General features: G+C 58.6%; 11 protein-coding genes. 5 read left to right on the top strand and 6 right to left on the bottom strand.

Annotation, left to right across the window (positions count from 1 at the left end; all coding sequences use genetic code 11):
- Positions 1 to 5: 5 nt before the first annotated feature.
- The 5 genes from RE428_RS15590 to RE428_RS15570 form a co-directional block, all read right to left on the bottom strand.
- Positions 6 to 932 (bottom strand): ABC transporter permease, encoded by a 927-nt coding sequence (locus tag RE428_RS15590; RefSeq protein ID WP_004578732.1) that lies wholly within the window; start codon positions 930 to 932, stop codon positions 6 to 8.
- Positions 932 to 1,789, bottom strand: a complete 858-nt coding sequence (locus RE428_RS15585; RefSeq protein ID WP_004578731.1) for an ABC transporter permease — start codon at positions 1,787 to 1,789, stop codon at positions 932 to 934. The genes RE428_RS15590 and RE428_RS15585 overlap by 1 nt, the downstream gene beginning before the upstream one ends.
- A gap of 2 nt (positions 1,790 to 1,791) precedes the next feature.
- On the bottom strand, positions 1,792 to 2,373 hold the full coding sequence (locus RE428_RS15580; protein ID WP_004578730.1) for an ANTAR domain-containing response regulator: 582 nt from the start codon (positions 2,371 to 2,373) through the stop codon (positions 1,792 to 1,794).
- A complete protein-coding gene (locus tag RE428_RS15575; protein WP_004578729.1) occupies positions 2,370 to 3,512 on the bottom strand; it encodes a transporter substrate-binding protein in 1,143 nt (380 codons plus the stop codon). Before RE428_RS15575 ends, RE428_RS15580 begins: the two co-directional genes overlap by 4 nt.
- Positions 3,513 to 3,823: 311 nt before the next feature.
- Positions 3,824 to 4,864, bottom strand: a complete 1,041-nt coding sequence (locus tag RE428_RS15570; RefSeq protein ID WP_004578728.1) for an AraC family transcriptional regulator — start codon at positions 4,862 to 4,864, stop codon at positions 3,824 to 3,826.
- Positions 4,865 to 5,000: 136 nt separating this feature from the next.
- Here RE428_RS15570 and RE428_RS15565 point away from each other — a divergent pair, with 136 nt between their 5' ends.
- Together RE428_RS15565 and RE428_RS15560 are read left to right on the top strand one after the other, a co-directional pair.
- Positions 5,001 to 7,073, top strand: coding sequence for an NADPH-dependent 2,4-dienoyl-CoA reductase (locus RE428_RS15565; protein WP_004578727.1), 2,073 nt, complete (start codon positions 5,001 to 5,003; stop codon positions 7,071 to 7,073).
- A 216-nt stretch (positions 7,074 to 7,289) separates the two neighbouring features.
- Positions 7,290 to 8,543, top strand: coding sequence for a hypothetical protein (locus RE428_RS15560; RefSeq protein ID WP_004578726.1), 1,254 nt, complete (start codon positions 7,290 to 7,292; stop codon positions 8,541 to 8,543).
- A gap of 8 nt (positions 8,544 to 8,551) precedes the next feature.
- On the opposite strand, the gene RE428_RS15555 is transcribed toward RE428_RS15560, so the two are convergent.
- Positions 8,552 to 9,406 (bottom strand): DUF1853 family protein, encoded by an 855-nt coding sequence (locus tag RE428_RS15555; protein ID WP_227500168.1) that lies wholly within the window; start codon positions 9,404 to 9,406, stop codon positions 8,552 to 8,554.
- Positions 9,407 to 9,692: 286 nt separating this feature from the next.
- On the opposite strand from RE428_RS15555, the gene RE428_RS15550 reads away from it, so the two are divergent.
- The 3 genes from RE428_RS15550 to RE428_RS15540 are packed head-to-tail and all read left to right on the top strand — an operon-like array spanning position 9,693 to position 12,470.
- Complete coding sequence (locus RE428_RS15550) at positions 9,693 to 10,577, top strand: NAD(+) kinase (protein ID WP_004578724.1); 885 nt, start codon at positions 9,693 to 9,695, stop codon at positions 10,575 to 10,577.
- A 26-nt stretch (positions 10,578 to 10,603) separates the two neighbouring features.
- A complete protein-coding gene (locus RE428_RS15545; RefSeq protein ID WP_004578723.1) occupies positions 10,604 to 11,608 on the top strand; it encodes a metallophosphoesterase in 1,005 nt (334 codons plus the stop codon).
- Positions 11,609 to 11,612: 4 nt separating this feature from the next.
- Entirely contained in the window at positions 11,613 to 12,470 is an 858-nt protein-coding gene (locus tag RE428_RS15540; protein ID WP_004578722.1) for a rhomboid family intramembrane serine protease, read from the top strand.
- Positions 12,471 to 12,819 lie beyond the last annotated feature (349 nt).

Here is a 12,819-nt window from a genome sequence, read left to right as displayed (position 1 = left end):
TCCAGTTAGGATTTGTCGAGCTCAATGCGCGGATCGACCAGTGGAACCAGCAGATCTGCAATCAGGTTGGCGAGAACGATGGCGACCGCGGAAACCATGGTGACGCCGACGATGACGGGTATATCCACCCGCTGGATCGCCTGCCAGGCGAGTTGGCCCAGTCCCGGCCAGCCGAACACCGACTCCACGACGACCAGGCCGCCGATGAAGATGCCGATATCGATCCCGATCATCGGGATTACCGGAATGATGGTGTTCGGCAGGACGTGGCGAAGGATAACGCGGGCACGGGTCAGGCCCTTGGAACGGGCAGTGCGGATGAAATCCTGATGAAGGACTTCGATCATCGAAGAGCGCACCATGCGTGAATACCAGCCGCTCCCCAGCAAACCGAGCGTAATGGCCGGTAGCAGGACGTGATGTACCGTGCCGTAGCCGCCCAGGGGGAACCAACCCAGGTTGACGGCGAACAGGTAGAGAAAAAGCATCGAAGCGATGAAGTGGGGGGAAGACACACCGACAAACGATAATGCCATCAGGAAGCGGTCGAGGGCGCTGTTACGCTTCAGGGCGGCGAGGATCCCCAGGGAAACACCGATCAGAAGCTCGAAGCCGATACCCCAAAGCATGAGCTCGGTCGTGGCGCCCAGCCTCGATGTGATCAGGGCCGAGACTTCCGTACGCTGGATATAGGAGCGCCCGAGATCCCCCTGCACCAGGTTGACCAGGTAGTTGAAGTACTGCTGATAGAAGGGCAGGTCCAGTCCGAGTTGGGCCCGGATATTGGCAACGGTTTCTGCGGTTGCGCTACGACCGGCCAACTGACGCGCCGGGTCGGCCGGGATCATATAGAGCAGCAGATAGGTGATAAAGGATACGCCGAGCAGGATAAGTACGGCGTAACCAAGACGTCGGAGTGTATACATGGCCATCAGTCGCGTCCCTTCAGAGATGGATCGAGCTCGTCCCGCAGGGCATCACCGACCAGGTTGAAGCTAAGTGAGAGAATCACGATGGCCAGGCCCGGAAACAGCACCAGCCAGACAGCAGACGTGAAATAGGTCTGGCTCTCGAAAATGATGTTGCCCCAGCTCGGGGTGGGGGGCTGGACCCCGACACCGAGGAACGACAGGGTTGCTTCCAGCAGCACGGTGGTGGATATGCCGAGGGTGGCCCAGACCATGATGGTGGGAAGCAGGTGTGGTAGCAGATGCGAAAACAGGATGCGCAACGTGCTGGCGCCCAGGGTTCGCTCCACGGCGATGAACTCCCGGGATGCAATGGCGATGGTTTCCGAATAGATAACCCGGGAAACCTGCACCCAGTTCACCATCGCAATCACCAGGGCGACGATCCAAATACTGGGTTGCAGTATTGCCGCCAGTGCGATGGCTAGTAGAAGTGCCGGGAAGGCCATCATCAGATCCGTCAGCCGCATCAGCACGGTGCCTGTCCAACCGCGTACAAAGCCGGCGATTACACCGACCAGGGTGCCGATCAGCACTGCGATTCCGTTCGCTACGATGCCAATGATCAGCGAGGTCTGGGCGCCATAGATCAGTCGCGACAGCAGATCCCGTCCGAGAAGGTCCGTGCCTAGAAGAAATTTATCGTTGGGGGGGAGCGGTGCGCCCTCCATCGTCAGGCCTTCGAAAAACTGCTCGTTGGGATCGTAGGGCGCCACCCAGGGGGCCAGGACGGCAAGCGACACCACGGTCACGATCACGACCAGCGACACGGCGACTGATTTATGGCGACAAAGCCGCTTGAGAAGTGTTGGAAACCCCATGACTACTTCCTGATCCTCAACGGTGGTGTATGTGTCTCGATGTCTCGGCAAATGGCCTCGATGCTGAGGTTGAGGGACATGGACAGGGCGCGGATCCGTTCGAAAGCCTCTTGCTCGTCGATCCCGCAATCGATCATAAGGCGGGCTACGGCCTTGCTAATGGCGGGCCGAGCAAGGTTTGCCTGCATGAGTTCACCGTTTTCCCTTTCAAGTCGGTTCAACTGTTCCCGCAGACCCTGGGCCATCATGAGCGTGGTGTAGACAGAGCTCTGAGTGATGGGCTTGTTGAGCATTGCTGTGGCACCCATTCGGATGGCGCACTGGATCTGAGAAAGGGTTTCATGGTGCGACAGGGCGACGATGTGGATTCCCCTGTCTCGCGCTTCGGCGAGTGCCATCGGGCTTTCGAACTGGTCCAGCTCGATGACGACACCCAAGGCTTCGGAAGGCAGGCTGCCGGCGTCCCGGCAGAGGGTGCTGACCCCGATGCCGAGTCGGTTCAGGCATTTGCGGAGCATGTTTTCTGTACGCTCATCGCAGTCGATGATCACGAGCGTGCGGGCGCTGGCCGTTGTGGTTTTCATTTCACGATCCTCAGGTTGCCGCGCTGCAAGGGCTTTGCCCCCAGCTCATTGAACGCAGCGATATCCGTCTGAACCAGGTAGGGATCCGCAGTCAGGCTGCGGGGCTCGCTGTGCAGGAGAGTGAAACCGTCGCGCCCGGCTTCGGCGATGTAGCTGGGCAAAGCGACATGGTTGTTTCGGGCAGACAACACGAGCTCTCCAAGGACGGTGGGGCTGCGCTGTTCATAGAGGGTTTCGCAAATAGCTGACGGCAGGTCCGTTCCGGTTCGGCGGTATGCCTGCGCAAACATATGTATGGCGGCGTAGGCACAGGCGTAATAGTGCGAGTACGCCTGCTCGCCATGGCGCATGTGCTGCTGGTGCACAAACGATGGCTTGACCGACTCGAAGAACGCCCCGCAGGACAGGAGGCGGATGTGATCCGCGCCCCGGATACAAGGCAGTTCGGACTCGGTGAAATTGCAGCTGAGCACCGGTAATGTTCGGCCGCGTTCACCACAGGCGTCGCTCAGTTGGCGAAGGAAATGATAAGACGATTCGCCGACCAGGTTGTTCAGTACGAAAGCCGTGTCGTCACTGACAATCTGCTCGATAAGCCCCGCGAAGTCAGTGCATCCGAACCGATAGTACTTCTCGCCAAGTACCTGTCCGTTGCTGACTTCCACGAGTTCGCGCGCGATACGATTGCTTTCCCAACCCCAGACATAGTTCGATCCCACCAGATGGGCATGGGCCCCGAACTGGGCGATCGCGTACCGCAGCAGGGGAATCAGGTTCTGGTTAGGGCATCCGCCCATGTAGATCACGTTTTCGCTGCACTCGAACCCCTCGTAGGGGCACGGGTACCAGAGTAGGCACCCCATACGTTCCAGGTCGGGGATAATTTCCTTGCGACTGGCGGAGGTGGTGGTGCCGAAAATATGTTGCGCGCCTGCTGAAATGAGCTGATTGATGCCATCGGCATAGGCTTCGAGCTCGCCACCAGGATTGTAGCTGTGGGTCACCAGATGGAAGTCGAACGCAGGGTCAGCGTTGATCTCTTCCACCGCATGAGTGACACCGCTCCAGGTGCTCAGGCCCATCCGTTTGTAGGTGCCTTCGGTAGACGCGAGAAGGCCAATGTGAACGTCATGCTGCATTTTCTTCAGTCCATAAAAAAAGCCCGAACGCCCGTGAGTCATGGGCGTTCAGGCTTCTACACCTTGGCGTCTTGTTTGACGCGCGCTGTGCGAAGACTTACGGCATCGCGCCAGCTTCGTTGATATCTCTTGATCGTTATCCAGGAGTAATGAAATAAGCGTGCCAAGAAACGGCCGCCGCTGGCATTCGCTTTCTAAATGAAAGGCTTATCGTTGTCGTCGTGGCCCTGGCTAACCACGAGTTAGCTCGGGATGGCGCGCGTGGTGCGCCAATACGGTGCATAAAAGTCTGGGCGGTGCCCGTTATGGGTCTAGCCTCTCGTCTTTGTCGTCCTGTGTTCCCCGGGACTCATTCCAAACCAACGGCGGTAAGCCTTATGGAAAGCCGGTGGTCCTGAAAAACCCAGGAGCCAGGCAATCTCCGCGAAATTGAGCTGGGTCTCCAGGACATAGTCCGTCGCCAGGTCCCGGCGGGTTTCATCGAGAAGATCCTTGAAGCGCGAACCCTGGGCATTCAACTGTCGTTGCAGGGTCCAGGGTGCCATGCCCAATTCTGCGGCGACGTCCTCGAGGGCGGGAGATTGGCCATCGAGCATGGGGGTCAGCTTTTCGCGGACCTGGTCGATAACGGTCCAGCCGCCGCGAATGCGCTTGAGTTGGGTGTCGCATTGCTGGGTCAGCGCCCGATGCATGGCTGGTTGGTGCTGATTTGAGGCGGTTGCCGCGATAGAGGGGCGCAGTTGGATACTGTTCTCCTTTGCGCCAAAGCTGACTGGGCATCCGAACCAGGCTTCGAAGGCACTTTGCTGTCCCTGGTCGGGGTACTCGATATTCACCTGTTCCAGTACATTGGTCTCTCCGGTCACACGGCGCAGGAATTGCGTCCACCCCGCCATAACGGAATCCACCACGAAGTAGTTGTAGATGTTGTAGGGGCGAATCGAATAGAAGCACGCTCGGTGCCGGTCTGCCTCGTAGTGGGGATGTCCGCGGCTGTTCCGGCTGTTCAGCAGGGAATAGGTGGTGATGGTCGCCAGGCCCTCGCCTGCGGTCGGGGCGCTCATGGCGGCCAGGCCCGAGAGGCCGGCGTCTATCGCGCGGGTCTGCTCGCCCATGACGAGACCAAGGTTGGGATTGCCTGTGAGGCCTATGGCGGCCCGGCCCAGGCGCATGAAGCGCGGGATGCTGATGCGGGCGTCGGGCGCGCTCAACAGGTTTTCGGTGATTCCAAACTGTTCGAACAACGGCTTAATGCGCTTCCCTTGCTGCTCCACCGCACGAGCCATGACTGAAAGATAGAGCACGCTGATATTGCCCAGCGCCTGGCGCCGACGGTTACTGGTTTCTGTCATAAAGAAGTAAGTGTTACACAAGGATAATCAAATGTTATTTGAGGATATTGTCGGCCGCAATGCTCCCGTTTAATTTAGGCCTCGTTACCCAGTCGGCCTGAAGAGCCGTCGGCAAAGATTGATGAGGAGACCCCGAATGAGCGCTATCGAAAAGGCCGCTGGCCACCAGCGTTATCCCAATTTGCTGGAGCCATTGGATCTCGGCTTCACCACCCTGCGCAACAGGACGCTCATGGGGTCCATGCACACTGGCCTGGAGGAGATGCCCAATGGCTTCGAGCGCATGGCCGCTTTCTTTGCTGAGCGGGCTCGTGGCGGCGTTGGCCTTATGGTGACCGGCGGTATCGCACCCAATCCCGAGGGCGGGGTGCGCCAGCATGCGGCCAAGATGGATACTGAAGAAGAGGCCGAGCAGCACCGGATTGTGACCGAAAGAGTCCACGAGGCTGGCGGAAAGATCTGCATGCAGATCCTCCATGCTGGCCGTTACGCCTACCATCCCGAACTGGTGGCGCCTTCAGCGATCCAGGCGCCGATCAACCCGTTCACCCCAAAGGAGTTGGACGAGGCGGGCATTGAGAAGCAGATCGAAGCTTACGCCCAGTGCGCGGTCCTGGCGCAGAAGGCGGGTTATGATGGGGTCGAGATCATGGGCTCCGAAGGCTACTTCATCAACCAGTTCATTGTGGCCCACACCAACCATCGCACCGACCAGTGGGGCGGTAGCTACGAGAACCGGATCCGTCTGCCAATCGAAATCGTTCGCCGGGTCCGCGAGCGGGTCGGTGCGAACTTTATCATTATCTATCGCCTGTCGATGCTGGACCTGATCGAAGACGGCAGCACCTGGGAAGAAGTGGTCCAGCTCGCCAAGGAAATCGAGAAAGCCGGTGCCACGATTATCAACACGGGTATCGGCTGGCACGAGGCCCGGGTGCCGACCATTGCCACGTCTGTGCCTCGCGGCGCTTTTACCAAAGTAACCGCGCGCCTCAAGGGCGAAGTCAGTATCCCGTTGGTCACCACCAACCGTATCAACATGCCGGGTGTGGCCGAGGAGATTCTCGCCGGGGGCGATGCCGACATGGTATCCATGGCTCGTCCGTTCCTCGCCGATGCCGATCTGGTGCGCAAGGCGGAAGAGGGCCGTGCTGAGGAAATCAATACGTGCATCGGTTGTAACCAGGCCTGCCTCGATCACACCTTCGGTGGCAAACTGACGACCTGTCTGGTGAACCCGCGCGCCTGCTATGAAACCGAACTGAACTATGTGAAGACAGCCGCGCCGAAGCAGATTGCGGTCGTGGGGGCGGGTCCCGCAGGTCTGGCCTTCGCGACGGTCGCGGCCGAGCGTGGCCACAAGGTGACGCTGTTCGATGCCGCCGGCGAAATCGGGGGGCAGTTCAACGTGGCGAAGCGTATCCCGGGCAAGGAAGAGTTCTACGAAACCCTGCGCTATTTCCGCGTGATGCTCGATAAGCACGGCGTTGAAGTCAAACTCAACACCCGCGTGAGTGTCGACGATCTGGTCAAGGACGGCTTCGATGACGTTGTCCTCGCGACAGGCATCGCGCCGCGAACGCCGGAAATCGAAGGCATCGATCATCCCATGGTGATGGGCTATCTGGATGCACTGTTACAACGCCGGGAAGTAGGTCGGCGTGTGGCTGTGATCGGGGCGGGTGGTATAGGCTTCGACGTCTCGGAATTCCTGGTTCATGAGGGAGAGTCCCCGGCGCTCGATACCGATCACTTTATGAAGGAATGGGGTGTTGATCTGACGGCGGAGCATCGGGGTGGTATCCAGGGCGTCAAACCCCAAGTACCCACACCGGCACGTGAGGTTTTCCTGCTGCAGCGCAAGGCGTCCAAAGTGGGCAAGAACCTGGGCAAGACCACCGGATGGATTCATCGTTCGTCGCTGAAGATGCGCAATGTGCAGATGATCCCGGGGGTGACCTACCGCAAGATCGATGACCGGGGCCTGCATATCACCGTCACCCAGAAAGGCGCGGAGCAGGGTGAAGATCATTTGCTTGAAGTCGATAATATCGTCGTCTGCGCCGGCCAGGAGCCTCTGCGGGAGTTGCAGCAGGGGCTGCTGGACGCCGGTCAGCGTGTACACCTTATCGGTGGGTCGGATGTTGCGGCGGAACTCGATGCCAAGCGGGCGATCAACCAGGGTAGTCGATTGGCGGCAGAAATCTGATATTGCGCTAACCGGAATTGCGATATTAAAAAATGAACCGGCAATCGTTTCTTCGGAGGCGCTTGTCGGTTTTTTGTGTCTGCGGTTTCAAAACTTTGCAGTTTAGTGCTTATCCTACGCATCCTGGCGGCTACAATAGTCGTTAACTTTCAGACCATTTCCGCTCATTTCTGACGTAGCACGGCATTTTTTGAGCAGTTTTTCCGGAGGCTAGGCATGGCAAAAACCGCTGCGGCGGATGAGGGCTATTCGGCCGTCTTCCTGATGGAAGGCGCCCAAGTCGCGCGACAGATGCGCGGCGCCGAATTCGGAGCCTTCCTCGACGGCTATGTCGGGCTTTCAGATCTTGCGGACACCGATGTCCGCGCAGTTTACTTGAACCTGGCGCCGGATCTGGGCATTCGTGGACTGGTGTTCTTTCGTATCTATTTCGATGAGGAAGGTCGGGCAGATAGCCACTGGAACCTGCCGGTAGAGCGTTTGTCGGAAATCGGCGCGAAGGGACCCGACCTGGGGGCCGGGCCAATCCACCTGGTTTGCCGCAGTCAGTGCCCGGAACCGGCCATCGCCGGAGAGCTCTGGGATCCGGACATGGCGCCGGGCAACAACCACTTCCAGTCGATTCGTCGTGCGGTCGAATCGAACCAACTCAAGTTCCAGAAGAAAAAGGTCGAAACACCGGATGAGGACATCCCGGTGCTACGGGCCGCGGTGCGCCGATCGTCAGACGAGATGGAGGATGCCCAGGAAGCCGCCAAGCAGCGGATCCGTCTGGCGCGAATGATTCGTGAACAGCGGCTGCGCATCAAGACCCTGCAGAGCGTGCATCGGGATGCGATGTCGGATGTGCAGCGTGTCCATCGGCATGAAATCCAGACCCTGCGCAATGAACTGCAGACGCAGGAAGAGAAGCTGGAGCGCCAGCGGCTGAGCAACGAGCAATTGAAAGTTCGCCTGGCCGAGCGCAACGAACAGTACCTCGATCTGCAGCAGAAGCTGGGCGATGTCGACAGCGACAGTGAAGCCAAACAGGAAGCCAGCAACGCCGAGGTGGTACTGCTACGGGAGCAGTTGGAGCGGAAGCATCGTGAGCTGGAAGCCCGCAACGACAAGATCCTGATGCTTGAGCAGGAGCGCTACGAGCTTGCCAATCAGGAACCGTTGGAAAACTCCATCATGGCTGAACTCAAGGCGCAGAATGTCTTCCTGGTGGCCTATCACCCCGGCATTGGCCACATCACGCTACCTTATGACGATATCACGCGCTACTTCCAGAACCCAGTGGCATACGCCGCCGAGAAGTGCGACATGAACGAGCCAGCCTACCGCCAATGGCTCGCCCACCATGAAAATCCCCGCTGTCAGGCGGAGGTGAATGGCGAGCCCTGCGGCGAGCCACTGATCCGTATCAGCCAGCCGGCTGAATTCAGGCCAGGCATCGACGACCGCTGCGACGCCCATCGGGAATGAAACCGACGTCAACCGCTGCGGGATAACTCCGGCCAGTGTGCCGGCACGACAAAGACGCGCCGTATCTCTTCCCAGCCTTCTCCTGAAGGGTGGGGTGCCATTTGCGCAAATAGCCGTGGTGGCCCTCCCCACTGGACCGCGGTGAGTGCAGCCGCGGCCTGACCTGGGTCTGGCGCCGTGGGGCTCTGGTAGCGGCCCAGCCAGTGTGGCTTCTGCAGGAAAATCCAATCGCTGACGTGCTCCTCTGCAAGGCTTGCCGCTCGACACCACTCGCCGCAGCAATGGCTGTCCGGGGTGTTCGCCGGCGCCGAAAGTTCACCGTCTTGTGGATAGAAGAGATAGCCGGGCATGAATAGCCTGGGGTAGGGCTGTTCGATACCCTTGCTTTCCAGCAGTTGGCGGGCTTCGGGACATTCTGTCAGTCGGCACTGGTGAGTCAGCAAGCGTTTGATCTTGAGGTCCAGGCGGTCTTGGGCATTAGGGCCATACCAGAGCGTTGATGGGTTATCATCGCCCGCTACCCCAAGATAGAATTTTACGGCAATTTCGTGATGTTCTACCCGATCCTCATCGCGGTTGTAGACCACGAAATCCAGCTCGCCCAGGGTTCGCCCTTCGCGCCGCACCTGTACATTTTCCAACAGGATGGGCCACTTCAGGATGTCGCTAAGCAGAAAATGGTAGAGTCGTTCGAAATAGATGCCCAGGCGGGGCCGGGGATTGTCCGCAATATGCGCCAGCAAGGGTGCCGGATGGTGATCGAGGTAGGCGAGACGCTTGTCCAGGTCTTGTGGAAGATAAGGTTGCAGGTCCAGCCGTAGCGCCGAATGGGTCAACGACCCGGCTGAACAGAGCCACGCCAGGTGCCTGACAGCGGGCGTTTGCCAGATTCTGTGCGGATTCGATGCAACGTGGTTGATAGAGGTTTGCTCCTTGGGTTTGTTGCCTTCGCTCGGGGTAGAGGTTAGGAGCCTTAGATACTATCGCAAAGCTCTAGTACTATGGGCGGTTTGGCGGGGAGCGGTCTGGCACGATCGCGCGACAACGACTGGGTCCGGCCATCTTAATGTTAACTCGGCTTGCAACGCGAAAGCGCGGATGACAAAACGGGTGTCCGGAAAGCGTCACAGGTCTGGCACAGGATATCGAATGGAGCAATTCAGGAATATCGGGGTCATTGGTCGGATGAATAGCGTCAAGGTGGTCGAGACCTTGCGTCATCTGCGGACCTATCTGGTTAACGAGAATTACCAGGTCATCCTGGAATCGGAGACCGCTACCATGTTGCCCGGTCACGGTCTTCAGGTCGCCAGCAAGAAGCTGCTCGGCGAAATCTGCGACCTGGTCATTGTCGTCGGGGGTGATGGGAGCCTGTTGGGCGCTGCCCGAGAGCTGGCCAAATCCAAGATTCCCCTTCTTGGCGTAAACCGTGGGCGCCTCGGCTTCCTCACGGACATATCGCCTGACGACCTGGAAGAGCGTGTCGGTCGGGTCCTGCAGGGCGAGTACATCGAAGAGCATCGATTCCTGCTGGATGCCCACGTTACGCGCAACGAGAATCCGGTGAGCTTCGGCACCGCGCTGAACGACGTGGTGCTCCATCCCGGCAAATCCACCCGCATGATCGGCTTCGATCTCTATATCGACGGGCACTTTGTCTACAGTCAGCGGTCTGATGGTTTGATTGTTTCAACGCCCACAGGATCGACCGCCTATTCGTTATCAGCGGGCGGACCGATCATGCATCCCAAGCTGGACGCTGTGGTATTGGTACCCATGTTCCCGCATACCCTGAGTAGCCGCCCCATCGTGGTAGATGGTAAGAGTGAGATCAAACTGGTCATCGGCGAAGACAACGAGACCTATCCCCAGGTCAGTTGTGACGGCCAGATGGACATAGCCTGCGCACCGGGCGATGTCATCCGCATCACCAAGAAGCCTTTCAAGATTCGCCTGATACATCCGACGGATCACAATTTCTATGCGACCTGCCGTGAGAAACTCGGTTGGGCCAGCAACATCGCAGCGAGTTGATTATGGCTGGAAGGGCGTTAGGGTCTGTGAAGCGGTCAGCCAGCCGGGGCTATGACATTATCGGTGATATCCATGGGTGTGCCCACACCCTGGCAGCCCTGCTGGAGCAGATGGGTTACCAGAAAATCAACGGGATCTACCAGCATAAGCGGCGGCAGGCGGTGTTTATCGGCGATATCATCGATCGCGGCCCGCGTATCCGTGAGTCTCTGCACATGGTAAGGGACATGGTGGAACATGGCTCCGCCCAGATCACCATGGGGAATCACGAGTACAACGCCTTAGGCTATTGCACGCGGGCGCGGCCGGGCAGTAACCGCAAGTTCCTGCGTGAACACAACCCCCGGCATGACCGGCTGATCCGTGAAACCCTGGAGCAGTTCGAGCACCATCCCCACGAGTGGAACGAATTTCTCGAATGGTTTTACACCTTGCCGTTATTCCTGGAGATCGAACATTTCCGTGTGGTCCATGCCTGCTGGGATCACCGCCTTATCGAGCAATTCAAGAAGGTCCAGGGTGGCAACCTGATCGACGAGGATTTCCTCCAGGCCTCCGCGGCGCTGGATTCATTTGCCGGGCGGGTTATGGACCGGCTTCTGCGGGGCACTGACTTGCGGCTTCCAGAAGGTCTGTCGATCAAGGGGCGGGATGGTTTTACCCGCCATTTCTTCCGCACCAAGTTCTGGGCCGAGAATCCTCAGACATACGCGGACGTGGTGTTCCAGCCGGACCCCTTGCCCGAGGACATTGCCAACCATCCGCTGTCCGAAGCAGAGAAGAAGAAAATTCTGTCATACCCCCTGTCGGAACCGCCGGTATTCGTCGGTCATTACTGGCGCGACGGTCGCCCGGCACCGCTCAAGCCCAACGTGGCCTGTATCGACTACAGCGCCGTAAAGTATGGACGCCTGGTGGCTTACCGTATGGACGACGAGCGGCAACTATCCGCTGACAAGTTTGTCTGGGTCAATGTGCCTAGACCGGAGCTGCCCAGTAATTCCCAAACCGAAGATAGCTTGACGAGGTAAACCTTTGTACCGTGTCAAACAGCTTCCGGCCGAGACCAACCTGGCCGATTTCAGTCTGTGGCTGCGTCAGAAAGGCGTGGAGCACCGTATTACTGAAGAGGGCGGCCAGCAGGTGCTCTGGCTCGCCAACAGCGAATACACCGAGCCGGTGCTGGCGGCCCTGGAGCAATTCATGACCCGGCCGGAAGTGCGTGAGGCGGTGCACCAGACCAACCACTCGCCGGTATTCGTCAACGGGCGTTGGCAGCCGTCGCCCCGGCATGCTCCCATGGTGCTTGCCATCATCGTCGTGGCAGCGCTGGTAGCTTGGTTTACGGGCCTTGGCCGCCAGTCCGCCGCTGCCTTCTTCATGTTCGTGGACCCGACCCAGTACGGCTTCCAGTCGGTGACGGAACGTCTCGATGCCTGGACCACAACCCTCGCCCAGGGCGAAGTCTGGCGACTGTTGACGCCGGACCTGCTGCATTTTAGCTGGTCACATATCCTCTTTAACTCTGTGATGCTGTGGTTTCTGGGCAGTCAGGTGGAATGGTTCGACGGGCGACGACGGCTCGCAGTGATCATTGTTTTCGTCAGCTTAATTTCGAACACGCTGCAATATATCGTGTCCGGGCCGTTATTCGGTGGCTTGTCTGGCGTTGTCTACGGCATTCTCGGGTATTGTTGGCTAAGCCAGTTGCGCGAGCCCAGGTTCCAGTTTCCGCCGGCATTGATGGTGGTGTCGCTGATCTGGATACTCATTGGGTTTACCCCCATACCCGAGATGATTGGTATCGGTTCAATGGCCAATGAGGCTCACTTGGGTGGGCTGCTCTCCGGGCTCTTCCTTGCCGTGCTGCCGCCGCCGCACCGAAAATCCTGATCGACATCCGGCGGGTGTGTTCTCACGGTATCGGGCAAAAAAGTTCATCGCATTTTAGCGGGAATCCGCGTAACGAAAGCATTCCGGGCATGGGCAGCCCTGTGGGCTGCTCCGAAGCTGAAGCGTCGGCTACATTTTCCAGCTAACTCGAGCATGTAGCAGATGCTTCAGCTTCTGAGGCGCCGAAGGTGCCCATGGCCTTACGACCCGTGTGGAGAACGCCCGGCTCCCCGTCACACTAATCCGCGATGAACCAAAAAAAAGCCCCGCAGAGGCGGGGCATTAAGTGAGCCTTTAAAGCTCCTGATGAGAGAGACCAAATGAAACGACCGTTCTCACTTGGCACGGT

Source organism: Marinobacter nanhaiticus D15-8W (genome assembly GCF_036511935.1).
GTDB lineage: Bacteria > Pseudomonadota > Gammaproteobacteria > Pseudomonadales > Oleiphilaceae > Marinobacter_A > Marinobacter_A nanhaiticus.
The sequence above is the reverse complement of the archived record's forward strand: the minus strand, read 5'-3'. Positions and strand labels throughout refer to the sequence as shown.